We start from the raw sequence: 25278 nt of genomic DNA on the forward strand, positions 1-25278 counted from the left end.
ATTTTAAGGGTACAATGGACCCGTAAGACAAAGGGGATTGCGCAGGAATCCCCGCAAACGGAAAAAAGTGAATAAGAAAAGGAGTGATCAATGTATGGAAATCTTAACCAACCCCATCGTCGTCTCCGTAATTGTCATGTCCGTCTTGTGCCTGCTCAAGATGAACGTACTGTTTGCCATCCTGGTGGCAGCCATTGTGGCCGGATCTACCGGCGGCCTGGCCATTGACAAGACGGTGAGCATCCTCATCGGCGGGATGGGCGGCAACTCAGAAACGGCTCTGAGCTACATCCTGCTGGGGACCCTGGCAGTCGCCATCGGACGGTCCGGTGTGGCAGACATCGCAGCACGGAAAATCACCAAGGTCGTGGGCACCAAAAAAGCGGCCTTCGTATTCCTGATCGCTTTCGTGTCCTGCTTCTCCCAGAACCTGATCCCTGTGCACATCGCATTCATCCCTATCCTGATTCCCCCTCTGCTGGTTGTGATGAACCACATGAAACTGGACCGGAGAGCCGTGGCCTGCGCACTGACCTTCGGGCTGAAAGCACCGTATGTTTCCCTTCCTGTTGGGTTCGGGCTGCTGTTCATGACCATCATCAAGGATCAGATGGTGGCCAACAACGTGCAGGTTTCCATCAGTGACATTTCCTCTGTTATGTGGATCGGCGGCGCCTCCATGCTGGTGGGCCTGATCCTTTCTACCATTTTCTACAGCCGTGACCGGGAATACAAGGACCTGCCCATTATGGGCCAGGACGAAAAGGCTGGAGAAACCGAAATGAACGCGGACTGCTGGAAGGCCCTGGCCGGTGCCGTGGCAGCCTTCGTGGCCCAGCTGTACTTCAAATCCCTGCCCATCGGTGCCATGTGCGGCCTTCTGGTGATGCTGGCCACCGGCGCCATCAAATGGAACAAGATGGATGATATGGTGGATGGGGGCGTAAAGATGATGGGCTTCATTGCCTTCGTCATGCTGGTGGCTGCCGGCTACGCCAATGTGCTCCGGGAAACCCACTCTGTGGAAGCCCTGGTCATGGCCACCACTGCCGTCATTAACACCAAACTCAGCGGGGCTATCCTGATGCTGGCTGTGGGCCTCCTGATCACCATGGGTATCGGGACTTCCTTCGGGACCATCCCTGTGGTGGCTTCCATTTACATCCCCATGGGCCTGAAACTGGGCTTTGGCATCCCTGCCATCATCCTGCTGATCGGGATTGCCGCAGCACTGGGCGATGCCGGATCTCCTGCTTCCGACTCCACCCTGGGGCCCACTTCGGGGCTGAATGCGGACGGGCAGCACAACCACATCTGGGATACCTGTGTACCCACCTTCATCTTCTTCGATGTGACCCTGTTCATCGGCGGCGTGATCGGCGCCATGATCCTGGGCTAACTGAACAAAAACAAGGGGCTGTCCAACAGCCCCTTTCTAGAGAAAACTGATTTTTTAAGGAGGATATTCAAATGCTGAAAGACGTAAAAGCCATCAAAGAAGTTGTCCTGAACGGAAATGACCTGACGCTGGATCAGCTGATCGCCGTCAGCCGCTATAATGCCAAACTGTCCTTCGACCCGGATGCTGTGGACCGGATCAAGGCTTCCCGGGCTCTCATCGATGACATTGTGAACAGTGACCGTGTGGTTTACGGGGTCACCACCGGATTCGGGTCCCTGTGCCGGGTCCATATTTCCAAAGAAGACTGTGCCCAGCTCCAGGAAAACCTGATCCGTACCCATTCCTGCGGCTATGGCAAACCTCTCAGCCGGGAAGTGACCCGGGCTGCCATGACCATCCGGGCCAACGCCCTGGTGAAAGGGTATTCCGGCATCCGGCTGTCCACCCTGCAGACCCTGGTGGATATGATCAACAAGGGTGTCCATCCCTACATTCCGGAAAAAGGCTCCTTGGGGGCTTCCGGTGACCTGGCACCTTTGGCCCATATGGTCCTGCCCATGCTGGGTCTGGGGGATGCGGAATACCAGGGCACGGTAATGCCCGGCAAGGAAGCCATGGAAAGAGCCGGGATCCCCATTATCCATCTGGAAGCCAAGGAAGGTCTGGCGCTGATCAACGGCACTCCCATCCTGACCGCCATGGGCGTGTTCGCCCTGTGGGAAGGCATGTCCCTGCTGAAACAGAGCGATATTGCCGCCGCCCTGTCCATTGAAGCCCAGCGGGGCATCATCGATGCTTTTGATGAACGGCTCCATGTGATCCGTCCTCACAGAGGCCAGCTGGATACCGCCTACAACCTGCGGAACCTGCTGTCCGGCAGTACCTACGTAACCCATCAGGGCCAGCTGAAAGTGCAGGATGCCTACTGCCTGCGCTGTGTACCCCAGATCCATGGGGCCAGCAAGGATGCTCTGGGTTTTGTAAAAGACAAAGTGGACATCGAAATCAACGCCGCTACGGACAACCCCATCGTCCTGCCGGATGGTGACGTGATTTCCGGCGGGAACTTCCACGGCGAACCCATGGCCCTGCCCTTCGACTTCCTGGGCATCGGGATCTCCGAAATCGCCAACGTTTCCGAACGGCGTCTGGAACGGCTGATCAACAATTCCCTCAGCGGGTTCCCGTCCTTCCTGGTGAAACATTCCGGTCTGAACTCCGGTTTCATGATCACCCAATATGCAGCAGCTGCCCTGGTCAGCGAAAACAAGGTGCTGGCCCATCCTGCTTCCGTGGATTCCATTCCTTCCTGCGAAAACCAGGAAGACCTGGTCAGCATGGGGGCCCATGCCGCCCGGAAAGCCGGAGAAATCGCCTTCAACGCACGCCGGGTGGTGGCCACGGAAATCCTGGCCGCCTGCCAGGCCATCGACCTGCGGGAAGGGGAAGGCTTCAAACTGGGGGCTGGTACCCAGGCTGCCTATGATGCAGTCCGGAAATCCAATGACTTTATCGCTTACGACAAGGACATCGAAATGTTCAAGGAACTGGAAAAGATCACCAACCTGGTCCAGGAAGGCGGTATCCTGGATGCCGTAGAAGACAAAGTGGACCTGAAATTCTTCTGATCCATCCCACAACCATCCCTCGGGAGGCTGCCGTACAGACGGCAGCCTCCTTTTTTACGCAAAAAAAGACTGCCGCAGCCGCGGCAGTCTTTTGGGAGCCCAATCAGAAGCAGACTTTGTTGGGGTTCAGGATCAGGTTGGGGTCGAAGACTTCCTTGATACCCTGCATGAGACGGATGGTAGTGTCGCCCAGGTTTTCCGCCAGGAACTGGACCTTGCCGAAGCCGATGCCGTGTTCCCCGGAAATCTGGCCGCCCAGTTCTGTGCATTTGGCGTACAGCAGATGCATGAACTGTTCCACGGATTTCTTGAATTCCATCAGATCCATGTCGTTGGCACAGGTGTAGATGTGCAGGTTGCCGTCCCCGGCATGGCCGAACATCTTCACTTCGAAGGGGAAGTCTCCCTGGATTTCCTTGATGTACAGGACGAAATCGGGGATCCGGGAAACGGGAACCACCACGTCACATTCGTCCAGCAGGCCGAACTGTTCTTCGATGCCTTCCAGGAAGGAGGAACGGGCAGCCCAGGTCTTTTCCAGGAACATGGGGGTATCCGCCACCAGCACGTCCAGGGCACCGGCTTCCAGGAGCATTTCCGCCGCTTCTTCCACCAGTTTGTCCAGCTGGTCCTGATCATTGGAATCCAGGGTCACCAGCAGATAGGCGCCCACTTCCTGGCCTTCCACTTCTTTGGGGAAGACGCTTTTGCCCATGTAGGCTTCAGAAGATTCCAGGATTTCCTTTTCAAAGAATTCCAGGGTCTGGGGATCCAGTCCGGAGTGTTTGATGGCCGGTACGGCACCGATGCCGTCTGCCAGTTCCGCAAAGGGAACGATCAGGGTCACATGGCATTTGGGAGGAGCAATCAGTTTCAGGGTCAGTTCCGTAATGATCCCCAGGGTCCCTTCGGAACCAATCATCAGGTTCAGCAGGCTGTAGCCGGAAGAAGTCTTGGAAACCGGAGCCCCCAGGTGGATCACTTCCCCGGTGGGCAGGACCACAGTCATGGCCTGGACATAGTCCCGGGTGGTGCCGTATTTCACGGCACGCATGCCCCCGGCGTTGGTGGATACGTTGCCTCCCAGGGTAGCGAATTTTTCACCCGGATCAGGAGGATAGAACATGCCATGGTCCAGAGCGTCCTTGGACAGGGTATCCAGCAGCACACCGGGCTGTACCCGCACATTCATGTTCTTTTCGTCATAGCCCAGGATCTGTTTCATCCGGGAGGTGCACAGCACCAGGCCCCGCTGGACCGGAGTGGCGCCTCCGGCCAGACCGGTGCCGGCGCCCCGGACGGTAACCGGGATGTGATGCTTGTTGCACAGCTTCATGATGGCAGCGATTTCTTCCGTACTTTCCACATCAATGGTGGCTTCCGGCATGCCGATGCCGTAAATGGGCATGTCATCATGGGTATAGTCCGGGTTGATGTCTTCCCCGGTAATCACGCGCTTTCCGGAAATCTCCCGCAGAGCTTCCAGAACTTCCGGTGTAATAGGCTGGTATTCGATCATTTGCAGATAATCCCCCTTCATTCCATAAAAGAAATATGGAGATAGTATAATCAATTTCTTGCAGAATGTAAAGAAGTTTCTCAATATTTCGTAAATCGTGAAAATTCATCTCGTGGGGAGAAACAGATTCTTTTTTCAGAAAGCAGACGAAAAAGAAAACCTATAGTATAATGATAAGTAAAAACTTGCTGGAAAGGATAAGTGTGGGTAGACCATGGAACAACCGATTCGGAAAAAAATCATACTCAGTCTGGCTCTGGCCGGAAGCCTCTGTCTGCCGGTCCTGGCAGCCGCTGCCCCGGTACAGGATCTGCGGACTTTTGCCCAGACCGCCGGAAGCGGAAAAGGGGAGGGTCCGGCTGCCCAAAAGATGGCGGGAAAGCCTTCTGCCGTTAAGGAGGCCAGGGACCGGAAAAAAGCGGAGACACCGGCTGCCGGAAAGGACCGGAACCGGCCGGACCAGAAACCAGATGATCTGCACCGGACCCGGGAAGTGGATTTCACGGTACAGCGGGGACAGCTGCTCAGTGAGGCCATCGGGGACATTGACGGGGACGGGGTGGACGAAGTGGTGGACCTGATGGGGAACCCTGCCGTGGAAAAATCCAGCTTCATGGGGGATCTGTATCTGATTGCCCGGGAATTCGGACCCAGGGGCCAGAACCGGGTGAAATACTACTACCGGCCCCAGAACCTGGGAGGATATAATGCCTATCTGACCCTGGCGGATGTTACGGGGGACGGATATCCGGATGTAATCATCGCATCTCCCAGCGGCGGGTCCGGGGGCATGGTTTCCTATCGGATCCTGGATGTGATCGACGGAAAGTTCCAGGAAATCTTTGGACAGGAAGAAAACCGCGGGGTCTCCATGGCGGGAACCTATCTGCCGGGCTGGCGGGCCCGTCTGTCCTTCCCCACCCTGAAACAGGACATTACCCTGGATCTGGCCAATGAGAAGGACGCCTACCGGAACCTGAACGTATACAATGAAGACGGCAGCCTGAAAGAATCCGGCCTCCGTCCCTATATCCAGAACCTGAGCCAGCTCAGTGCCCTGGATGTGAATGGGGACGGGGTGGACGAAGTGGTGACCATCCAGAAGGTGCTGGGGGTGCTGAATGCCGATCCCCTGGGGGTTGTGCGGACTGTGTGGGAATATCGGGCCGGTGGCTGGGAACCACGGACTGTGGGGTTCCAGGCGGAACTGTACAGCAAACCCACCTTCAGCAGTTCGGACAAGGTGACCGGGGAGGGGGGCTACGAAATCGTATCCCTGAAGGTTCCCACGGACAATGGGGCGGTGGAATATCCCCATTTCCAGAAATTGGACGGGAAACTGGCATGGAAACTGAACCATGTGCTGGAATCCTTTGTCCGGAGCCAGCTGAAAAATGTGACCATCGGAACCCGTCTGAACCTGGATTATGACGTGAAATACAGCGGGCGGCATTATGCCAGCCTGATGGTCCTGGGCCTGCTGACGGACCGGGACCGGAGCCAGGCCATTACCCGGTGCTGGAATTTCAACATGGATACAGGGGAAGAGGTGCCTTTGAAGGACATGATCCGTCCCTGGGGCAAGTTCTGGAAAATGGTGGAAAAGGAAACGGCTGCCGGCGGGCAGGCCCTGAAACCGGAAGACGTGACCGGCTATTACTTCGACGGAGAAGTCCTGGGGCTGCTGTACGGAGACCAGAAGGAAGTGGATCTGGAAGCGGAAAAGGCCCTGCCGTTCCTGACCAAAAACCGGCCCGGGGAAGTATTTTTGACTAGCCAGTCAAATGAAGGAAACATGAAGAAAGAAGCAAAAACAGAAGAAAAGAACGGAAAAACCTCTAAATAACAGGTTTGAATCTGGATATCGCATACGATATAATATACAAGGTTTTCTATAACTGTTTCACGATTGCAGTACATGCCCGGAAGGGCAGGATTTTAGGAGGATTGTCCATGTTAGGAAAGAAAAAAGTGATATCCATCGGGATGGCTCTCCTTCTGCTGGTAGGCGTTGCCGGCTGCGGCAAGAAAACGACTCCGGCGGCGGGAGATGTGGCGGTCAAGTCCATGAAGGTCATCAGACGGGATACCCCCATTACCTATGATTACACCGGGTTCGTGGAAGCGGCCAACGATGTGCAGATCAAGAGCAAGGTAACAGGCACCGTTGTCCAGAAGCTGGTGAATGGCGGGGATTATGTGGAAGCAGGACAGCTGCTCTATGTGATCGATCCCCGGAACTATCAGAACTCCGTGCTGAATGCCCAGGCCAATCTGGCCAATGCCCAGGCAACCCTGGCCAATGCCCAGCGGGATGCCTCCCGGTACCAGACCCTGTATGAACAGGGCGCAGTGAGCAAACAGACCGCCGACCAGTACAATACCCAGCTGGCCCAGGCCCAGGCTGCGGTGGATGCTCAGTCCGCCATCCTGGCTTCTTCCCAGGTGGATGTAAGCGATACCCAGATCGTGGCACCTTTCTCCGGGAAGATCGATACCAATCCCCTGGCGGAAGGGTCTTTCGTAACGGCCAATTCCACGGTGCTCACCACCATTTCCGGCAGTGATCCCATGCGGGTGCGGTTCTCCGTATCCCAGGCGGATTACCTGGATATTATGAAGGGGAACACCAACAACGGCACCAAACTCCAGAATGTGACCATGAAACTCAGCGACGGCACCACCTATCCGGAAAAAGGCTCCGTGACCCAGGTGGACCGGGGCGTCAGCGATTCCACCGGTACCCTGACTCTGAAGGCGGAATTCCAGAATCCCAACGGGGTGCTGCTGCCCGGCATGTTCGCCAATCTGACCGTGGTGGGTTCCCTGGTGCCCAATGCCATCCTGGTTCCTCAGCGGGCGGTCACCGATGTGATGTACAAGCATTTCGTCTATGTGATCAACGATGACAATACCGTCAGCATGAAGGAAGTCCAGCTGGGTGCCCGGGTCGGGAAACTGTGGCTGGTGAAGAGCGGCCTGGACGGCACGGAAACCGTAGTGGTGGAAGGGGTCCAGAAGCTGAAGGAAGGCGCCAAAGTCAACGCTTCTCCCATGACGGAAGCGGATCTGGACACCACGGATACAACCACCAGCGGTAAGTAAGGAGGTACAGTAAGTGGCAAAGTATTTCATTGATCACCCTGTATTTGCCTGCGTCATTGCCATCATCATCACCCTGGTGGGGATCATTTCGGCCTACAACCTGCCCATTGCCCAGTATCCCCAGATTTCCAATCCCCGGATCAGCGTCTCCGCCAACTATGTGGGCGCCAGTGCTGAGGTTGTGGAGGAATCTGTGGCCCAGGCCATTGAAAAGCAGGTCAACGGGGTGGACAACATGGTGGATATGAACTCCACCAGTGACAACCAGGGGAATTACACCCTGAACGTGAAGTTCGAACTGGGGACGGATCCGGATATGGACTCCGTCAAGGTGCAGAACCGGGTGGCCCAGGCTTCCGCCTCCCTGCCCAGTGAAGTAAGCACCTATGGGGTCACCACCAAGAAGCAGTCGGCGGAAACCATCATGTATTTCGCCCTGACTTCCCCCAACGGCACCTATGACACCCTGTTCATGAAGACCTATGGGGCTACCCAGTTCGTGGATGCCCTGAAGCGGGTGAAGGGGGTTTCAGAAGTCAGCGAATACGGACCGGAACTGTCCATGCGGGTATGGCTGGATCCTATGAAGATGGCCCAGCTGGGGGTAACGGCAGCAGATGTGAAAAACGCCATCGCCAGCCAGAACGTCCAGGCTCCTGCCGGGAGCATCGGGGCCCGGCCCAATGAGGCGGATCAGGAATTCCAGTATTCCGCCCGGGTCAAAGGCCGTTTGAGCACAGCGGACGAATTCGGCAACATCATCATCAAGAACCAAAACGGAAATCTGCTCCGGGTGAAGGATGTGGCCCGGGTGGAATTTGGTCCCCGGGATGACAGCGTCACCTCCAAACTGGACGGGAAGAACGCCATGAACTACGCCATCAGCCTGAATACCGATGCCAATGCCCTGGAAAGCGTGGCGGAAGTGAAAAAAGTGCTGGCGGAAGCGGAAAAATCCTTCCCTCCGGATCTGAAACTGACCATCGTACAGGACAACACCGAATACGTACGGGAATCCCTGAAAGAAGTGGTGGTCACCCTGGTGGAAACCCTGGTGCTGGTGGTACTGATCACCTGGGTGTTCCTGCAGAGCTGGCGGGCTACCCTGGTGCCCACCCTGGCCATACCGGTTTCGTTGCTGGGGACTTTCGGGGCCTTCATCATCTTTGATTTCACCATCAATACATTGACCCTGTTCGCCCTGGTGCTGGCCATCGGGATCGTGGTGGACGACGCCATCGTGGTGGTGGAAGCCGTGGAACACAACGTGGATGCCCTGGGGATGGATCCCAAGGAAGCCACCTACAACGCCATGCGGGAAGTGTCCGGGGCCATTGTGGCCACCGCCTTCGTGCTGCTGGCCGTGTTCCTGCCCGTAGCCTTCCTCAGCGGAATCACCGGGGTGCTGTACAAACAGTTCGCTCTGAGTATCGTGGTGGCCCTGAGTATCTCTGCCGTAGTGGCTATGTCTTTGAGCCCGGCGGTGTGCGCCATGGTGATCAAACCCAAGGATCCCAACGGCAGCAAGGGCTTTCTGGGCAAAATGTTCGGCTACTTCAACCGGTGGCTGGAACGGACTACGGGAAAATATGTGAAGAACGTGAAACGGCTGCTCCGCCACTTCAAACTGGGGCTGGTGGGCCTGGCCATCGTCTTTGTGCTGATCGGCATGTTCTTCAAGCTGATTCCTTCCGCTTACCTGCCGGATGAAGACCAGAGCTTTGCCATGATGACGGTTTCCCTGCCGGAATCCGCTTCCACCAACCGGACCACCAAGGTCACCAATGACATGGTGGCGGAAATCCGGAAAATCCCCGGGGTGAAGCATGTGCTGCAGATCGTGGGCATCGATGTGCTGTCCATGGGCCGGAAGCCCAACGCGGCCATTCTGCCGGTAAAGCTGGATGACATCCAGAACCGGACTACCGATGATCTGAGTGTATATTCCGTCCTGAAGAAACTGAACATCCTGGGGAATCAGAATCCGGCTGCTACGGGCATGGCCTTCAACCAGGCCGTACTCCCCGGTCTGTCCAACACCGGGAGCCTGAGTCTGTACATTATGGATACCACCGGCCATGATACGGCGGTAATGGCCAAGGATGTGCAGGGTGTACTGGCCAAGATCCGGCAGAGACCGGAAGTCGCCACCATCTACACCACCTTTACGGACAACACGCCGGCTCTCCAGTTCGATGTGGACCGGGCCAAGGCGGAAAGCCTGAATGTACCGGTATCCAGCGTGTTCACCGCCCTCCAGGCCAACCTGGGCGGCAGTGAAGTCAACGACTTCAACCTGCTGGGCAAGACCTGGAAAGTGGTCATCCAGGCTGACCCCAAATACAGAGGAGATGTAAAGAGCTTCTCCAATCTGTATGTGGCCAGCAACACCGGGGCTCTGGTGCCCCTGAGCGCGCTGGTGACCAGCAAGGAAATCCCGGCCGCACCGGTCATCACCCGGTTCAACGGGGCACGGGGCGCCAAGATCGCCGGGTCTCCCGCCAGCGGGTATTCCACCGGCCAGGCCATCAGTGCCATCGAAGAGGTGCTGAACAGCCAGCTGCCCAGCGGATACACCTATCAGTGGACGGACCAGAGCCGGGACGAAAAAGCCGCCGGCAGTTCCTCCTTCCTGATGTTCGGGATTTCCCTGGTATTCGTGTACCTGTGTCTGTCCGCCCTGTATGAAAGCTGGAGCCTGCCGCTGGGCATCATTTTCGCAGTGCCTTCGGCCGTTATGGGGGCTGTGGGCTTCCAGTACCTCCGGGGACTCACCAGTGATATCTATCTGCAGATCGGGATGATTGTGCTGATCGGTCTTTCCGCCAAGAACGCCATTCTGATCGTGGAGTATGCCAAGATGAGAGTGGACGACGGCTGGGCCGTCATGCCCGCACTGGTGGATACGGTTACCGTCCGTCTCCGCCCGATCCTGATGACCGCCTTCTCCACGGTCATCGGGGCTGTGCCTCTGGCCTGGGCCAGCGGCGCAGGTTCCGGCAGCCGGACGTCCATCGGGACCGCTATCATCGGCGGCATGATGGCTTCCACCTTCCTGAGCCTGTTCCTGGTACCGGTGCTGTTCCTGACCATCGAAAAGGTGTTCCATCCCAAGGTGCCCATCGGCTCCGTGGATGATCCCATTCCGGAAGAACAGAAATAAGATAAAGAGGTGCTGCACATTAAGGTGCGGCACCTCTTTTTTTCTCGAAAAATCTTTGCTTTTTTTTAATGAAACAGATATAATAGGTTCTATTCCATTTTATGTAAGGTGAAGGACACGTGAAACAAACAAATGGTACGAAAAAACTGCTCTCTCAGGTCTGGCGCCTGACCCGCAGTTATTGGAAAAGCGAAGAAAAGAAAAAAGCCTACGCCTTACTGGTGGCCATCCTGCTGCTGACACTGGCAGTGGTGGCCATGCTGGTGCTGCTGAACCAGTGGAACAATGCGTTCTATACGGCTCTCCAGAATTACCAGACAGAAGAGATCTTCCACCAGCTGAAGCGGTTTACGGTGCTGGCTTTCCTCTACATTATCCTGGCGGTCTATGCCTACTATCTCCAGCAGGTGCTGGTGCTGAACTGGCGGCGCTGGCTCACCAACCGGTACATCGACCGGTGGCTCCAGCATCAGACCTATTACCGGCTGGAAATGTTCGGGAAGGAGATGGACAATCCGGACCAGCGGATCAGTGAGGATGTGAACCTGTTCGTCACCAAGACCCTGGGCTTTTTTGTGGGCATTGTCAAGGCACTGTGCACCCTGGTTTCCTTTGTGGTGATCCTGTGGCAGCTGTCCGGTCCCTTTTCTTTTGCCCTGCTGGGACGCACCTGGCACATCCCCGGATACATGGTCTGGGTGGCGGTAGCCTATGCGGCCCTGGGCACCTGGCTGACCCATCGGGTGGGGCACAAACTGGTGGCCCTGAATTTTTCCCAGCAGCGCCGGGAAGCGGATTTCCGGTTCAGCATGATGCGGATGCGGGAAAATGCGGAAAGTGTGGCCTTTTACCAGGGAGAAGGTCTGGAAGGCCGGGTATTCAAGAAACGCTTTGCCCTGCTGCTGGACAATTTCTGGAAAATCGTCCTGAAGCAGAAACAGCTGGTATGGCTGAGTTCCGGGTATTCCCAGATTGCCATCATCTTTCCCTTTGTGGTGGCCATTCCCCGGTTCCTGCGCCGGGAACTGACCCTGGGGGGGCTGATGCAGGTGGCCACGGCTTTTGGCCGGGTCCAGGATTCCCTTTCCTATTTTGTGGATGTGTACGCTTCCCTGGCGGAATGGCAGGCGGTGGTGGACCGGCTTACCGGGTTTGAAGAAGACATGGCCCGGGTCCAGGCAGCCGGCAGCCAGAGCCATGTGGAGCGTCTGGAAAGTGCCGACGGGACCCTCCGGCTGGAGCCACTGGAAGTGGATCTGCCTGACGGCAGGCCCATCCTGAAGCCTCTGGACCTGAAGCTGGCACCGGGGACCAATGTGCTGATCAAAGGGATCAGCGGCAGCGGGAAAAGCACCCTGCTCCGGGCCCTGGCGGGCATCTGGCCCTTTGCCCGGGGTAAGGTGGCCCTGCCGCCCCAGGAAGATCTCATGTTCATCCCCCAGCGGCCCTACCTGCCCCTGGGAACTCTCCGGGATGCGGTACTGTATCCCGGCAGCCGGGAATTTTCCGACGAGGTCCTGCAAGAGACCCTGGACCTGTGCCGGATCGGCTATCTGGGAGCTCATCTCCAGGAAGAGGGGGACTGGTCCCATGTGTGCTCCATCGGGGAGCAGCAGCGGCTGGCCTTTGCCCGGGCCCTGCTCTACAAGCCACGGTGGCTGTTCATGGATGAATCCACTTCCGCCCTGGATGAAGAGACGGAAGAGGCCCTGTACCAGGTGCTGGCCGCCAAGCTGCCGGGAACCACCCTGGTCAGCGTGGGACACAGAAGCACGCTGCTCCGCTATCACCAGCGGGTGCTGGCTTTAGATAAAGAAACACATACGGCTTCTCTGGAGAGTCCGGAGAAGTGGGAAGAGCGCCTGCGGGCTCAATGAAAAAAGGGGGAAGTTGTTTATTATGAGTATTGCCTTGCTGAATCAGATCGACAGTTTTGTCTGGGGACCGCCTTTGCTGGTCCTCCTGGTGGGGACCGGGATTTTCCTCAGCTTCCGGCTGGGGTTTCTCCAGGTGTTCCGGCTGCCCCGGTCTTTGAAACTGATTTTTTCCGCCGAGAACCAGGGGGAAGGGGACATTGATTCCTTCAAAGCCCTGTGCACGGCCCTGGCAGCCACGGTGGGCACCGGGAACATCGTGGGGGTGGCTACGGCCATCAAAGCCGGGGGCCCGGGGGCCATCCTGTGGATGTGGATCGCTGCCTTTTTCGGTATGGCCACCAAATATGCGGAAGGCTGCCTGGCCGTCAAATACCGTACGGTGGACGACAAGGGACAGATTTCCGGCGGCCCCATGTACTACATTGAAAACGGGCTGGGGAAGGCTTACCGGCCTCTGGCCATTGCCTTTGCCTTCTTTGGGGTGCTGGTGGCCTACTTCGGCATCGGGACCTTCGCCCAGGTGAACTCCATCGTCCAGATCACCCAGCTGAATGCCGGGATCCCGGTGACCTACACCGCAGTGGTGCTCACCATCCTGGTGGCGGCCATTACCCTGGGAGGCCTCCAGAGCATTGCCAAGACCGCTTCCAAAGTGGTGCCGGCCATGGCTGTGATTTACATGGCTTCCACCATCGGATTCCTGGTGATCTTTGCGGACAAGGTGCCCGGAGCCGTTGCGGAAGTATTCTATGATGCCTTCCATCCCACGGCTGCCGTAGGCGGCTTCCTGGGAGCCAGTGTCCTGTTCGCCATGCGGAACGGGGTGGCCCGTGGGGTATTTTCCAACGAATCCGGTCTGGGGAGCGCCCCTATCGTGGCGGCTGCCGCCAAGACCAAATGGCCGGCGGAACAGGGCCTGGTCTCCATGACCGGTACCTTCATCGACACCATCATCATCTGCACCATGACCGGTCTGGTGGTGGTGATCAGCGGTCTGTGGAAGACGGACCTGAACGGGGCGGCCCTGACCAATGCGGCCTTCCTCCAGGCCTATCCTTCCTTCGGTGGGTACATGCTCATGGTGGGGCTGGTGCTCTTTGCTTTCACCACCATCCTGGGCTGGAACTACTACGGAGAACGGTGCATGGAATATCTGGTGGGGACCAAAGGGATCATGCCCTACCGGATCGGCTTCATCATCCTGGTGGGCTGCGGGGCCTTCCTGAAACTGGAATCCATCTGGATCCTGGCGGATATCGTCAACGGCCTGATGGCCATCCCCAACCTGATTGCCCTGCTGGGTCTGTCCGGCGTAGTGGTGGCCGAAACCCGGAAATACATGGAACATGTGAAAGCGGAGAAGAAGGGGGTGTGAATCATTCACACCCTGGTCGCGGGTCACGGGTCGCGAGCCTGGACGTTTAAGCCGGTTGCTCTTTTTTCTATAGAAGGTTGAGACAAAACCGGTTGGAATATGTCAGAAGGGGTCTTTGGTCTGCATCAACAAGCCCGCAACTCACGACTCACGACTCGAGACCTGAAAGAGGGGCTGTTGCTTATGCAACACCCCCCTTTTTTAAATTGTCATGGAAAGAAGAAAATAGTATAATGATAGGGCGAAAATGGAATTGCCTATTTTGAAAGGAGACTCGACATGAAAGCTCGTACCATTGTCAGCGATATATATGAAGTGGGGATCCGGGACTGGACCCTCCATGACTTCCACGGCTTTGCCACTCCCCGGGGGGTTACCTACAACTCCTTCCTGATCATGGATGAAAAAATCTGTCTGATCGATGGGGTAAAAGCTCCCTTTGCCGAGGAACAGCTGTGCAATATCCGGACCATCGTGGATCCGGAAAAAATCGACTACATCGTGGTGAACCATGTGGAACCGGACCATTCCGGCAGCCTGCCTGCTCTGGCCAAGGCCTGCCCCAATGCCACCTTCCTGATCACGGTCCAGGGGGCCAACGAACTGAAGGAACATTACGGGGATATCTTCAAGACCCAGATCGTGAAGAAGGGGGATACGGTGAGCCTGGGGAAACGGTCCCTGGCCTTCCAGCCCATTCCCATGCTCCACTGGCCGGATTCCATGGTCACCTACTGTCCGGAAGAACAGATCCTGTTCTCCAGTGACGCCTTCGGTCAGCATTACTGCTGCAGCAAGCTGTTTGATGACGAAACCGAAGTGGAAAACATGCTGTTCGAAGCCCAGAAATACTTTGCCAACATCCTGATGCCTTACCGGAAACTGGTGCCCAACACGGTGAAACTGGTCCGGAGCCTGCCCCTCAAGATGATCTGCAGCTGTCACGGCTGCATCTGGCGTTCCCACATCGACGACATCCTGAACCAGTATGAATCCTGGGGCAAGGGAGAAACCGTGGATCGGGTACTGGTGGTATTCGACACCATGTGGGGCGGTACGGCTGCCATGGCCCGGGCCATGATCAAAGGCATCGAAAAACAGGGCATGCGGGTAAAACTCTACCGGTATGAAAGCAGCCTGAAGGCGGACATCGTCAGCGACCTGCTCACTGCCAAAGGGATCCTGATCGGTTCTCCCACCCAGAATTCCGGCATGATGCCCACCATCGGCGGGTTCCTCACCTATCTGAAGGGGCTGAAACCCACCGGCAAGAAAGCTGCAGCATTCGGGACCTACGGCTGGGCCGGCGGTGCCGAAAAAGACATGGAAGCCATGATCAGGGATTCCGGCATGGAACTGCTGCCCGGTTATAATGTGAAATGGCGTCCGCTGCCCAAGGAACTGGAAGCGGCAGAACAGTACGGCTTTGACTTTGCTGAAAAGGTAAGCAAGGGTGAATAAAATCTGACGGCCCGGTCCGCCGATGCCGGAAGGCGGGGGGACTGGCCGGGACAACAGGGAATGGGGTTGTCGCAGAAGCGGCAACCCCACCCTCATATCAGGAGGAAGCATGGAAGAGTTCATTGTGGGACGGAATGCGGTGCGGGAAGCCCTGCGCAGCCGGCGTCCCTTCAACAAGGTCCTGGTCCAGGAAGGTTCCCACGGAGGCAGCCTCAGTGAGATCCTGGAACTGGCCCAGGAACAGAAAATCCCGGTGGAAAAAGTCTCCCGGGAAGTGCTGGACCGTCTGGCTGACGGAGTCCGCCATCAGGGCGTGGCGGCCCAGGGGGCTCCCGTGGCCTTCCAGGATCTGGATACGGTGCTGGCCCGGGTGGAAAGCCGGGGAGAAGTGCCGCTGCTGCTGCTCCTGGACGAGCTCCAGGATCCCCAGAATGTGGGTGCCCTGATCCGGACGGCCAATGCGGCAGGGGTCCACGGGGTGCTGCTGCCCCAGCGCCGGAGCTGCCCCCTCAATGCGGTGGTGGCCAAGATTTCTGCCGGAGCCATTGAATATGTGCCGGTGATCCAGATCGGCAACATCCCCCAGACCATGAAGCAGCTGAAGAAACGGGGCTTCTGGATCGCCGGGGCCGATATGGACGGGGAAGACCAGTATTTCGATGCCAACCTTACCGGCCCCATGGTCCTGGTTGTGGGGGCGGAAGGCAAGGGACTGGGACGGCTGGTGAAGGAAAACTGCGACTTCATCGTCCGGATCCCCATGCTGGGACAGGTATCCAGCCTGAATGCCTCCGTGGCCGGCGGGATCCTTCTGTACGACATTGTCCGGCAGCGGATCCTGGAAGCACGGAAAAAGGGGTGAAAAGGAGGCAGGATCCATTGCAGGAAGAACTTCGAAAACTCTATGATACCCTGTCTGACGAAGAACTGATCCAGCTGATCCAGGACCGGGATGACCGTCAGGCCCAGGATTATCTGCTGGACAAGTACAAGGAATTCATCCGTCTCAAAGCCACCCGGTACTTCCTGGTGGGCGCCGAGAAGGAAGACATCATCCAGGAAGGGATGATCGGCCTGTTCAAGGCCATACGGGATTATCGGCCCGGGAAGCAGGCGTCTTTCAAGGTCTTTGCGGAAATCTGCGTGAACCGCCAGATCATCTCTGCCATCAAAAGCGCCACCCGGCAGAAACACCGTCCCCTGAACTGTTACGTGTCCCTGGACAAACCAGTCTTCGAGGAAGGCAAGGAACGGACGCTCCTGGACATGCTGGGAGGCAGTCACGGAGTGGATCCGGAAAACCTGCTGGTGGATCAGGAAGCGTTCAATGACATCGAGCGGAATGTGAGCACCATGCTCAGTGACCTGGAATGGGAGGCCCTGTGCAAATATCTGGAAAGCAAAAGCTACCAGCAGATTGCCCAGGAACTCCACCGGACCACCAAATCCATCGACAATGCGCTGCAGCGGGTCAAGCGGAAACTGGAAAAATACCTGGCCAGCCGGAACCATGAACTGGACCTGATGACCCTGAACAAGGGCCTGCTCATCATGGCTGCCAAGGAACATCTCCGGAACCACCGGGACAAGAATGATAGAATTGAAACAATCTGACAATTTGTTTGCCGCTTCCAAAGAAGAAAAAAGCAGTTTGCAGGAATTCTCTTTTCCGGCGGCGAATAACATTGTATCAAAAGCGGAAAAATCCATGCGTCACAAGGGAGGGCGATACACATGAGTCAAATGGAAGAATTTTTGAAACAGGTGGAAGCTGTACAGGGCAAGGAAGAAAAAGTCCTGATCGTTACCGGGAAACCCGGCAGCGGCAAAAGCAAACTGCTGCGGGAAGCTGCAGAAGCCAAGGGCTGGGATTATGTGGATACCCGGCTGCTGATCACGGAAGAATTCCTGAAGCTGCTGCCCAGTGAACGGAAGGAACAGGCTCCCGCCATGCTGACGGAAGAACTGGCTGGACACCGGGGAGATGTGATCCTGCTGGACCGGGTGCAGACCCTGTTCGTGCCGGTGTTCCACATCGATCCCAAGAGTGTCATCGATGCCCTGGGCAAAGCCTATACCGTGGTGCTGGCCTGGCCCGGCTATGTGAATGACGGACTGCTGTGCTACGACAAATTCGACGGCACGGAATCTATCCGGATTTCCGCAGCGGATTATACGGTTTGGGAAGTGGAATAACTGGCGAAAAGGGGTGTGTCCAATGCAGGAAAAGAAAAGAGGGACCCTGGCGGTCCTCACCGGCGGAGGCGATTGTCCCGGTCTGAACGCTGTGATCCGGGCCGTGGTCAAGACGGCTCTCCATCACGGGTTCCAGATTTACGGCATTTCCAACGGGTTCCATGGGCTGATCTGCAATGACATGAAGCTTATGAGCCTGTCCGATGTGTCCGGGATCCTGCCCCGGGGCGGGACCATCCTGGGGACCACCAACCGGGACAACCCCTTCCATTATGCTGCAGGCGAAGATGAAAAGGGCAATGTAATCTATGAAGACCGGCGGGATGTGGTGGTCCGGAACCTGAAGGACCACGGCATCGATTGTCTGATTGTCATCGGTGGGGACGGCAGCCTGAAAATCGCCCATGATCTCCATCGGTTCTGTGATGTGAACGTGGTGGGGGTGCCCAAGACCATCGACAATGATCTGCCCTGTACGGAACGGACCTTCGGCTTTGATACGGCCATGGCCATGGCCACGGAAGCCCTGGACCGGCTCCATACCACGGCGGAATCCCATCACCGGGTCATGGTGCTGGAGGTCATGGGACGGTATGCAGGCTGGATCGCCCTCCATTCCGGCATTGCAGGAGGAGCGGACGTGATCCTGATCCCGGAAATTCCCTATGACCTGGATGCGGTGATCCGCAAGATCCACCAGCGCCAGCAGAATGGGAAGAAGTTCAGCATCATTACCGTGGCGGAAGGGGCCAAGCCCATCGGAGGGCAGCTGACCATCGCCCGGATGGTGAAGGAAAGCTTCGAACCCATCCGGCTGGGAGGGATCGGTGAAAAACTGGCCCGGGAAATCGAGGAGCGGACAGGGATCGAATCCCGCTGCACCGTGCTGGGGTATCTCCAGCGGGGCGGTTCTCCCACGGCCTATGACCGGGTCCTGTCCACCCGCTACGGGGCGGCGGCAGTGGAAGCCTGCCTGGATGAGGAATACAATGTGATGGTGTCCCTCCAGGCCAATGCCATCGTCCGGGTGCCCATCGCCCAGGCAGCGTCCAAACCCCATCAGGTGCCGGTGGATTCGGACATCGTCCGGACCGGCCGGGAACTGGGGATTTCTTTCGGAGACGAAAAACCGGAAGACTGAATAATAGAAACAAAGAAAAAAGAGAAGGACAATTTTTCTTAAACTCTGAGGAAAAATCCGTGTCTTCTCTTTTTTTTTATGGTATTTGCCATATAATGAACAAGTTCTCTTAACCAAAAAGAATTGCAGAAGAAAAAGGAGTGTATGACGTGAGTGAAAATCTGATTGCCGTCCTGTTGGGCATTGTGGAAGGCCTGACGGAATTTATCCCTGTATCCTCCACCGGCCATATGATCATTGTAGGGCATATGATCGGCTTTGAGGGCAACCTGGCCAAGATCTTCGACGTGGTGATCCAGCTGGGGGCCATCCTGGCCGTCCTGGTGATTTACAAGGAACGGTTTGCCCGGTTCCTGACCAAAGAAGGGTGGCAGATGGGCACCGGACTGACCGGCTGGCACATTGCCGCCGGCTGCGTGCCCACCATGGCCTTTGCTTATCTGGTCCACTCCTTCATCAAAAAATACCTGTTTTCTCCGGCTACGGTGGCTGTGGGCCTGGTGCTGGGAGCCCTTCTGATGATTGTGGCGGAACGGAAGATCCGGGGCCATGAGGCGGAACTGGTCCAGGATGTGGATCACATCAGCATCCGCCAGGCGCTGTACATCGGCTTCTTCCAGTTCCTGTCCCTGTGGCCCGGGTTCTCCCGGAGCGGGTCCACCATGGGAGGTGCCCTGCTGGTGGGGGTGAACCGGAAAGCCGGGGCGGATTTCACTTTCATCATGGCCCTGCCCGTTATGGTGGTGGCCTGTCTGTATGAACTGCTGAAGAACATCTCCGCGCTGACAGGAGGAGATCTGGCGGTACTGACCATCGGTTTCGTCACCGCGTTTGTGGTGGGGTACTTCTCCATTGTCTGGTTTATGAAGTTCCTCCAGCGGTCCACCCTGACCGCTTTCGGGATCTACCGGATCCTCCTGGCCCTGGTGACTGTGTGGTACTTTTATATGTAAGAAAGCGGGGGCTGAGGGAGGGCATCAGCCCCCGTTTTTCTGGTTTATAAAATTTCTTACACTTTTTTTAAAAAAGTTGTTGACAAAAACCCCAACATCCTTTATACTTACACTTGTTACGAACGAAAAGCGCTGGCATAGCTCAATAGGTAGAGCAACTGACTTGTAATCAGTAGGTTGAGGGTTCAATTCCTTTTGCCAGCTCCAAATGTTCCTGACAGACAAATGTGGAGAGATTCCCGAGTGGTTAAAGGGAGCAGACTGTAAATCTGCCGCCTCTGGCTTCGAAGGTTCGAATCCTTCTCTCTCCACCAAACATCGCGGGGTGGAGCAGTTGGTAGCTCGTCGGGCTCATAACCCGAAGGTCGTTGGTTCAAGTCCAGCCCCCGCAACCAAATGCTGATGTAGCTCAGATGGTAGAGCGTATCCTTGGTAAGGATAAGGTCACCAGTTCGATTCTGGTCATCAGCTCCAATTTATGGCGGCGTAGCTCAGTTGGCTAGAGCAGTCGGTTCATACCCGGCCTGTCCGCGGTTCAAATCCGTGCGCCGCTACCATTACCAACACAGCCCCGTAAAGGGGCTATTTTAAAATCCAAAAAAATATTCAGAAAGCGTTGGGAGGTATTCTAATGGCGAAAGAGAAATTTGAAAGAACAAAACCCCATGTAAACATTGGGACCATTGGTCACGTTGACCATGGCAAGACGACCCTGACTGCGGCCATCACCAAGGTCCTGTCCGAAACTCCGGGCTGCAAAGCCACTTTCGAAGCTTACGCTGACATCGATAAGGCTCCGGAAGAAAGAGAACGTGGTATTACCATTAATACCGCCCACGTTGAATATGAAACCGAAACCAGACACTATGCACACGTTGACTGCCCGGGGCACGCTGACTATGTAAAGAATATGATCACCGGTGCTGCTCAGATGGACGGTGCCATCCTGGTTGTTTCCGCTGCTGACGGCCCCATGCCTCAGACCCGTGAACACATCCTGCTGGCCCGCCAGGTTGGCGTTCCTGCCATCGTTGTGTTCCTGAACAAATCCGACCAGGTTGACGATCCCGAACTGATTGAACTGGTTGAAATGGAAGTCCGTGACCTGCTGAGCCAGTACGGTTATCCCGGAGATGATATTCCCATCGTTGTTGGCTCCGCTCTGAAAGCCCTGGAAGGGGACAAGGAACAGGAAGACAACATCCGGAAACTGATGAAGGCTGTTGACGAATACATCCCCACTCCGGAACACGATCTGGCCAAACCGTTCCTGATGCCTATCGAAGACGTGTTCACCATCACCGGCCGTGGTACCGTAGCTACCGGCCGTGTGGAACGTGGTGTGATCAAAGTTGGTGACACTGTTGAAATCGTCGGCCTGTCCGAAGAAAAGAAACAGTCCGTAGCCACCGGTCTGGAAATGTTCCGGAAGACCCTGGATCAGGCTGAAGCCGGCGACAACATCGGCTGCCTGCTGCGTGGTATCGACCGTACCGAAATCGAAAGAGGTCAGGTACTGGCCAAACCGGGCACCATCCATCCTCATACCAAATTCAAAGGCCAGGTTTACGTACTGACCAAAGAAGAAGGCGGCCGTCATACTCCGTTCTTCAACGGCTACCGTCCGCAGTTCTACTTCCGTACCACCGACGTTACCGGTGTTGCTCACCTGCCTGAAGGCACCGAAATGGTTATGCCTGGGGACAACGTGGTGATGGATGTTGAACTGATCACCCCGATCGCTATCGAACAAGGTCTGCGTTTCGCTATCCGCGAAGGCGGCCATACCGTTGGCGCCGGTGTTGTTACCGAAATCGAAGGCTAATCGAATCATCTGGATGTAAAACTGAGGCCGACCTATCCATCGGCCTCACTTTTTTGTTGACATCCTGACGGTTCTATGATAACCTTTATAGGCGGCTTTTGGGAATCAAGAGTTTGAATGTAAGTGAGGTGTTAAGGAATGGCAGCTGGAAACCGTGTGGGTATTACCCTGGCTTGCACCGAATGCAAACAGCGTAACTACCAGACTACGAAGAATAAAAAGAACGATACTGAACGTATCGAAATCAAAAAGTATTGCAAGTTCTGCAAAAAGCATACGATGCATAAAGAAACGAAATAAGGTGGAGCAATATGGCAGCATCTCAGATCACCCCGGATGGGAAGAGCACTCCTGGAACAGGTGGTTTTCTCCGAGAAGTGAAAACCGAAATGAAAAAGGTAACCTGGCCGACGAAGCGGGAACTGATCGGATATACCGTGACGGTTATCCTGTCCTCTCTCTTTGCAGCTTTTTTAATCTGGGCCATTGATGCTATTTTGTCCGTACTGTTCCGTTTAGTGATGGGAGTGCAATAAGCATGGAAAATCAAAAGCACTGGTATGTCATTCATACTTATTCCGGATACGAGAATAAGGTAAAGATGAATCTGGAAAGCAAAATCCATTCCCTGGGTATGGAAGAGCAGATCTTCCAGGTGCTGGTTCCCATGCAGAATGAAGTGGACGCAAAGGATGACAAGCAAAAGGTCGTGGCACGGAAGGTATTTCCGGGCTATGTGCTGATCGAAATGATCGTGGACGACCGGACTTGGTATGCTGTGCGGAACACCCCTGGTGTAACCGGCTTCGTTGGTACTGGCACGAAACCCATTCCTTTATCTGACCGTGAAGTGGAACGCATCCTGGGGGCACAACCCAAAGAAGGCGACAAGGCGGAAGCGGCCGGCAAGGCTGTGGAAGAACCGGTTGTCCGGATGGAATGCCCTGTAGGTTTGAATGATACCGTCCGCATCAAAGCCCCTGGCTTTACCGATATGGTCGGGACGGTAGCGGAGATCAACGACGAACAGCAGAAGATCAAAGTCATGGTTGAAATGTTCGGACGTGAGACTCCCATTGAAGTTAAATTCACCCAAGTGGAAGCTATTGAATAAGTAAGGAGGTGTAAATTATGCCTAAGAAAGTCGTAAAGATGGTTAAACTGCAGGTACCTGCTGGTAAGGCAACTCCGGCACCTCCCGTAGGTCCGGCACTGGGCCAGGCTGGTATCAACATCATGGCCTTCGTAAAAGACTTCAACGAACGGACTGCCAAACAGGTTGGCCTGATCATCCCTGTCGAAATCACCGTTTTCGAAGATCGTTCTTTTACTTTCGTTACCAAGACTCCTCCTGCAGCTGTTCTGCTGAAGAAGGCCTGCGGTATCGAAAAGGCTTCCGGTGAACCCAACAAGAACAAAGTTGCCACCATTAAACGTGACAAAGTTCGGGAAATCGCTGAAAGCAAAATGAAAGACCTAAACGCTGGCTCCGTTGAAGCTGCCATGCGCATGGTCGAAGGTACTGCCCGGAGCATGGGTATTACTGTAGAAGACTAATGTCTGAAAAACTGTGGGAGGCAAAAGCCGCTTGACCACAAGGAGGAACAAACAATGAGTAAAGCTGGTAAGAAATATACCGACGCCGCAAAGCTCATCGAAGCTGGCAAGGCATATTCCCCCAAGGAAGCAGTAGAACTGGTAAAACAGACTTCTGTGACCAAATTCGACAGCACTGTTGAAGTTTCCGTCCGTCTGGGCGTTGATCCCAAGTACGCTGACCAGCAGGTCCGCGGTGCTCTGGTTCTCCCCAACGGTACCGGCAAATCCAAGACCGTGCTGGTATTCGCCAGAGGCGCTAAGGCCAAAGAAGCCGAAGCTGCCGGCGCAGACTTTGTTGGCACTGATGAATACGTGGAAAAGATCAAAGGCGGCTGGACCGACTTCGACGTCTGCGTAGCCACTCCTGACATGATGGGTACTGTTGGCCGTCTGGGTAAAATCCTGGGCCCCAAAGGCTTGATGCCTAACCCCAAAGTGGGTACTGTGACCATGGATGTCACCCGTGCCGTCAACGAAATCAAAGCTGGTAAAATCGAGTACCGTACCGACAAAGCCGGTAACGTACAGACTGCCATCGGCAAGGTTTCCTTTGACGCTGACAAGCTGCTGGAAAACTATCTGACTCTGATCACCACCCTGATCAAAGTAAAACCCTCCGGCGCAAAAGGCCAGTACATCAAGAGCGTAACCCTGAGCACCACCATGGGCCCTGGCGTTCCCGTTGACGTACTGAAAGCCGACAGCAACAAATAATCAAATAGAAAATGACCATCGGACCCAAGACAGCAGGCGCGCAAGCCTAACGGATTTCCACCTGCCTAGGTCGGAGTGTTGATAAACATGACCTCCGGCTGACCCGCCGAGAGGTCTTTTCATTGATTAATAAAAACTGACGCAAGGAGGTGTACTACTGATGCATGACATTAGACCTGAAAAAGCTGGTAAAGTAGCAGAACTGAAAGATCTGCTGTCCAGTTCCAAAGGTGCTGTTCTGGTTGACTACTGCGGTCTGACCGTAGCTGAGGATACTGAACTGAGAAGCAAGATGCGTGAAGCCGGTGTGAAGTACATGGTTGCCAAAAACACCTTCATCCGCATTGCCGCCAAAGAAGCTGGTATTGAAGGACTGGATGCTTATCTGGAACACAATACCGCCGTGGCCTTCTCCGCTGAAGACCCTGTGGCTCCTGCCAAGATCCTGAACGATTTCAGCAAGGACCACAAAGCTCTGGAAATCAAAGCCGGCATCCTGGACGGTAAAGTAATCGCCCTGGACGAAGTCAAGGCTCTGGCAGAACTGCCTTCCAGAGAAGAACTGCTGGCCAAACTGGTTGGCAGCATGCAGGCCCCCATTTCCGGGCTGGTCAACGTACTGCAGGGGACGATCCGCAACTTTGTGTATACCCTGGAAGCCGTACGGCAAAAGAAAGAGCAGGAATCTGCTTAATCGAAAAACAGGCTGACGCAGTCGCCTGAGTAAAACCATTACCCATTTCATTTAAAATTTTGGAGGTATGAAAAATGGATAAAGATCAAATCATGGAAGCCATTGAAAATATGACTGTTCTGGAACTGGCCGACCTGGTTAAGGCCATGGAAGACAAGTTCGGTGTTAGCGCTGCTGCTCCTGTTGCTGTAGCTGCTGCTCCTGCTGCCGGCGCTGCCGCTGCTGAAAAGACCGAATTCGACGTTGTTCTGAAAGATGCTGGTGCCAGCAAGATCAACGTAATCAAAGTTGTTCGGGAACTGACCGGCCTGGGCCTGAAAGAAGCCAAAGCTGCCGTTGATGCTGCTCCCAACGCCATCAAAGAACATGTTGCCAAAGCTGACGCTGAAGCCATGAAAGCCAAACTGGAAGAAGCTGGCGCTACCGTAGAACTGAAATAATTTCTGCTGGTACGTACCAAGAGGGACTGTTGCTCTGCAACGGTCCCTCTTTTTTACTGTTTGAAAAAAAAATACAATTCCTCTTGACAAAATCCCCCCCTCATAGTAGGATATAGGCATATTGAAAAAAGCGATGAGCGGAACCAGTACCTTTGGGAAAGGTCCACAGAGAGTCCGGTGTTGGCT

Annotated in this window: 22 protein-coding genes, 5 tRNA genes and 1 other annotated feature (1 of these 28 only partly in view); of the genes, 26 read left to right on the top strand and 1 reads right to left on the bottom strand. The window is 55.4% G+C overall.

Annotated features, from left to right (window positions below; all coding sequences use genetic code 11):
• Nucleotides 1–94 precede the first annotated feature (94 nt).
• Complete coding sequence (locus ACFER_RS01270; RefSeq protein ID WP_012937638.1) at nucleotides 95–1399, top strand: Na+/H+ antiporter family protein; 1305 nt, start codon at nucleotides 95–97, stop codon at nucleotides 1397–1399.
• Between the two features lie 71 nt (nucleotides 1400–1470).
• Nucleotides 1471–3030 (top strand): histidine ammonia-lyase, encoded by a 1560-nt coding sequence (hutH, locus tag ACFER_RS01275; RefSeq protein WP_012937639.1) that lies wholly within the window; start codon nucleotides 1471–1473, stop codon nucleotides 3028–3030.
• Between the two features lie 103 nt (nucleotides 3031–3133).
• Here the strand turns inward: hutH and ACFER_RS01280 are convergent, their stop codons facing one another.
• The gene (locus ACFER_RS01280; RefSeq protein ID WP_012937640.1) at nucleotides 3134–4549 is read right to left on the bottom strand and encodes an FAD-binding oxidoreductase; all 1416 of its coding nucleotides are present in this window, start codon (nucleotides 4547–4549) and stop codon (nucleotides 3134–3136) included.
• Between the two features lie 214 nt (nucleotides 4550–4763).
• Between ACFER_RS01280 and ACFER_RS01285 the strand changes: the two genes are divergently transcribed.
• The 24 genes from ACFER_RS01285 to rplL all read left to right on the top strand — a co-directional run bounded on the left by ACFER_RS01285 (nucleotide 4764) and on the right by rplL (nucleotide 25092).
• A complete protein-coding gene (locus tag ACFER_RS01285) occupies nucleotides 4764–6395 on the top strand; it encodes an FG-GAP repeat protein (protein WP_012937641.1) in 1632 nt (543 codons plus the stop codon).
• 107 nt (nucleotides 6396–6502) lie between these two features.
• A complete protein-coding gene (locus tag ACFER_RS01290) occupies nucleotides 6503–7654 on the top strand; it encodes an efflux RND transporter periplasmic adaptor subunit (protein WP_012937642.1) in 1152 nt (383 codons plus the stop codon).
• Nucleotides 7655–7667: 13 nt separating this feature from the next.
• Complete coding sequence (locus tag ACFER_RS01295) at nucleotides 7668–10817, top strand: efflux RND transporter permease subunit (protein WP_012937643.1); 3150 nt, start codon at nucleotides 7668–7670, stop codon at nucleotides 10815–10817.
• Between the two features lie 119 nt (nucleotides 10818–10936).
• Nucleotides 10937–12694 (top strand): ABC transporter ATP-binding protein/permease, encoded by a 1758-nt coding sequence (locus tag ACFER_RS01300; protein WP_012937644.1) that lies wholly within the window; start codon nucleotides 10937–10939, stop codon nucleotides 12692–12694.
• Between the two features lie 22 nt (nucleotides 12695–12716).
• Nucleotides 12717–14069, top strand: a complete 1353-nt coding sequence (locus tag ACFER_RS01305) for an alanine/glycine:cation symporter family protein (protein WP_012937645.1) — start codon at nucleotides 12717–12719, stop codon at nucleotides 14067–14069.
• A 279-nt stretch (nucleotides 14070–14348) separates the two neighbouring features.
• The gene (locus tag ACFER_RS01310) at nucleotides 14349–15530 is read left to right on the top strand and encodes an FprA family A-type flavoprotein (protein WP_012937646.1); all 1182 of its coding nucleotides are present in this window, start codon (nucleotides 14349–14351) and stop codon (nucleotides 15528–15530) included.
• 109 nt (nucleotides 15531–15639) lie between these two features.
• The gene (gene rlmB, locus ACFER_RS01315; RefSeq protein WP_012937647.1) at nucleotides 15640–16392 is read left to right on the top strand and encodes a 23S rRNA (guanosine(2251)-2'-O)-methyltransferase RlmB; all 753 of its coding nucleotides are present in this window, start codon (nucleotides 15640–15642) and stop codon (nucleotides 16390–16392) included.
• 17 nt (nucleotides 16393–16409) lie between these two features.
• A complete protein-coding gene (gene sigH, locus ACFER_RS01320) occupies nucleotides 16410–17144 on the top strand; it encodes an RNA polymerase sporulation sigma factor SigH (protein ID WP_012937648.1) in 735 nt (244 codons plus the stop codon).
• Between the two features lie 120 nt (nucleotides 17145–17264).
• Nucleotides 17265–17726, top strand: coding sequence for a BREX-3 system P-loop-containing protein BrxF (brxF, locus tag ACFER_RS01325; protein ID WP_012937649.1), 462 nt, complete (start codon nucleotides 17265–17267; stop codon nucleotides 17724–17726).
• A 22-nt stretch (nucleotides 17727–17748) separates the two neighbouring features.
• Entirely contained in the window at nucleotides 17749–18867 is a 1119-nt protein-coding gene (locus ACFER_RS01330) for a 6-phosphofructokinase (RefSeq protein ID WP_012937650.1), read from the top strand.
• A gap of 149 nt (nucleotides 18868–19016) precedes the next feature.
• On the top strand, nucleotides 19017–19820 hold the full coding sequence (locus tag ACFER_RS01335) for an undecaprenyl-diphosphate phosphatase (protein WP_012937651.1): 804 nt from the start codon (nucleotides 19017–19019) through the stop codon (nucleotides 19818–19820).
• A 131-nt stretch (nucleotides 19821–19951) separates the two neighbouring features.
• A tRNA-Thr gene (locus ACFER_RS01340) sits at nucleotides 19952–20027 on the top strand.
• 22 nt (nucleotides 20028–20049) lie between these two features.
• Nucleotides 20050–20134: transfer RNA gene (locus ACFER_RS01345), tRNA-Tyr, on the top strand.
• 5 nt (nucleotides 20135–20139) lie between these two features.
• A tRNA-Met gene (locus ACFER_RS01350) sits at nucleotides 20140–20215 on the top strand.
• A 3-nt stretch (nucleotides 20216–20218) separates the two neighbouring features.
• Nucleotides 20219–20294 (top strand) — tRNA-Thr (locus ACFER_RS01355).
• Nucleotides 20295–20300: 6 nt separating this feature from the next.
• Nucleotides 20301–20377, top strand: a tRNA-Met gene (locus ACFER_RS01360).
• Nucleotides 20378–20451: 74 nt separating this feature from the next.
• Complete coding sequence (gene tuf, locus ACFER_RS01365) at nucleotides 20452–21645, top strand: elongation factor Tu (RefSeq protein ID WP_012937652.1); 1194 nt, start codon at nucleotides 20452–20454, stop codon at nucleotides 21643–21645.
• A 138-nt stretch (nucleotides 21646–21783) separates the two neighbouring features.
• Nucleotides 21784–21945 carry a 50S ribosomal protein L33 gene (rpmG, locus tag ACFER_RS01370; protein ID WP_012937653.1) on the top strand — a complete coding sequence of 54 codons (162 nt, stop codon included), beginning with the start codon at nucleotides 21784–21786 and terminating at the stop codon, nucleotides 21943–21945.
• 11 nt (nucleotides 21946–21956) lie between these two features.
• A complete protein-coding gene (secE, locus tag ACFER_RS01375; RefSeq protein WP_012937654.1) occupies nucleotides 21957–22181 on the top strand; it encodes a preprotein translocase subunit SecE in 225 nt (74 codons plus the stop codon).
• A 2-nt stretch (nucleotides 22182–22183) separates the two neighbouring features.
• Nucleotides 22184–22759, top strand: a complete 576-nt coding sequence (gene nusG, locus ACFER_RS01380) for a transcription termination/antitermination protein NusG (RefSeq protein ID WP_012937655.1) — start codon at nucleotides 22184–22186, stop codon at nucleotides 22757–22759.
• Nucleotides 22760–22776: 17 nt separating this feature from the next.
• Nucleotides 22777–23202: a 50S ribosomal protein L11 gene (rplK, locus tag ACFER_RS01385; protein WP_012937656.1), complete on the top strand. Its 426-nt coding sequence runs from the start codon at nucleotides 22777–22779 to the stop codon at nucleotides 23200–23202.
• 54 nt (nucleotides 23203–23256) lie between these two features.
• Entirely contained in the window at nucleotides 23257–23958 is a 702-nt protein-coding gene (gene rplA / locus ACFER_RS01390; protein ID WP_012937657.1) for a 50S ribosomal protein L1, read from the top strand.
• 160 nt (nucleotides 23959–24118) lie between these two features.
• Nucleotides 24119–24652: a 50S ribosomal protein L10 gene (rplJ, locus tag ACFER_RS01395; protein ID WP_012937658.1), complete on the top strand. Its 534-nt coding sequence runs from the start codon at nucleotides 24119–24121 to the stop codon at nucleotides 24650–24652.
• A gap of 74 nt (nucleotides 24653–24726) precedes the next feature.
• On the top strand, nucleotides 24727–25092 hold the full coding sequence (rplL, locus tag ACFER_RS01400) for a 50S ribosomal protein L7/L12 (protein WP_012937659.1): 366 nt from the start codon (nucleotides 24727–24729) through the stop codon (nucleotides 25090–25092).
• A gap of 124 nt (nucleotides 25093–25216) precedes the next feature.
• Nucleotides 25217–25278: a binding site (T-box leader), on the top strand; it runs 156 nt beyond the window's last position.

The sequence above is a fragment of the Acidaminococcus fermentans DSM 20731 genome (assembly GCF_000025305.1).
Lineage (GTDB): Bacteria > Bacillota > Negativicutes > Acidaminococcales > Acidaminococcaceae > Acidaminococcus > Acidaminococcus fermentans.

Excerpts from the sequence above, each read along its gene's own strand:
- ACFER_RS01270 (WP_012937638.1), top strand. The coding sequence starts at position 95 with ATGGAAATCTTAACCAACCCCATCGTCGTCTCCGTAATTGTCATGTCC.
- hutH (WP_012937639.1), top strand. The coding sequence starts at position 1,471 with ATGCTGAAAGACGTAAAAGCCATCAAAGAAGTTGTCCTGAACGGAAAT.
- ACFER_RS01280 (WP_012937640.1), bottom strand. The coding sequence starts at position 4,549 with ATGATCGAATACCAGCCTATTACACCGGAAGTTCTGGAAGCTCTGCGG.
- ACFER_RS01285 (WP_012937641.1), top strand. The coding sequence starts at position 4,764 with ATGGAACAACCGATTCGGAAAAAAATCATACTCAGTCTGGCTCTGGCC.
- ACFER_RS01290 (WP_012937642.1), top strand. The coding sequence starts at position 6,503 with ATGTTAGGAAAGAAAAAAGTGATATCCATCGGGATGGCTCTCCTTCTG.
- ACFER_RS01305 (WP_012937645.1), top strand. The coding sequence starts at position 12,717 with ATGAGTATTGCCTTGCTGAATCAGATCGACAGTTTTGTCTGGGGACCG.
- ACFER_RS01310 (WP_012937646.1), top strand. The coding sequence starts at position 14,349 with ATGAAAGCTCGTACCATTGTCAGCGATATATATGAAGTGGGGATCCGG.
- rlmB (WP_012937647.1), top strand. The coding sequence starts at position 15,640 with ATGGAAGAGTTCATTGTGGGACGGAATGCGGTGCGGGAAGCCCTGCGC.
- brxF (WP_012937649.1), top strand. The coding sequence starts at position 17,265 with ATGAGTCAAATGGAAGAATTTTTGAAACAGGTGGAAGCTGTACAGGGC.
- ACFER_RS01330 (WP_012937650.1), top strand. The coding sequence starts at position 17,749 with ATGCAGGAAAAGAAAAGAGGGACCCTGGCGGTCCTCACCGGCGGAGGC.
- tuf (WP_012937652.1), top strand. The coding sequence starts at position 20,452 with ATGGCGAAAGAGAAATTTGAAAGAACAAAACCCCATGTAAACATTGGG.
- rpmG (WP_012937653.1), top strand. The coding sequence starts at position 21,784 with ATGGCAGCTGGAAACCGTGTGGGTATTACCCTGGCTTGCACCGAATGC.
- secE (WP_012937654.1), top strand. The coding sequence starts at position 21,957 with ATGGCAGCATCTCAGATCACCCCGGATGGGAAGAGCACTCCTGGAACA.
- nusG (WP_012937655.1), top strand. The coding sequence starts at position 22,184 with ATGGAAAATCAAAAGCACTGGTATGTCATTCATACTTATTCCGGATAC.
- rplK (WP_012937656.1), top strand. The coding sequence starts at position 22,777 with ATGCCTAAGAAAGTCGTAAAGATGGTTAAACTGCAGGTACCTGCTGGT.
- rplA (WP_012937657.1), top strand. The coding sequence starts at position 23,257 with ATGAGTAAAGCTGGTAAGAAATATACCGACGCCGCAAAGCTCATCGAA.
- rplJ (WP_012937658.1), top strand. The coding sequence starts at position 24,119 with ATGCATGACATTAGACCTGAAAAAGCTGGTAAAGTAGCAGAACTGAAA.
- rplL (WP_012937659.1), top strand. The coding sequence starts at position 24,727 with ATGGATAAAGATCAAATCATGGAAGCCATTGAAAATATGACTGTTCTG.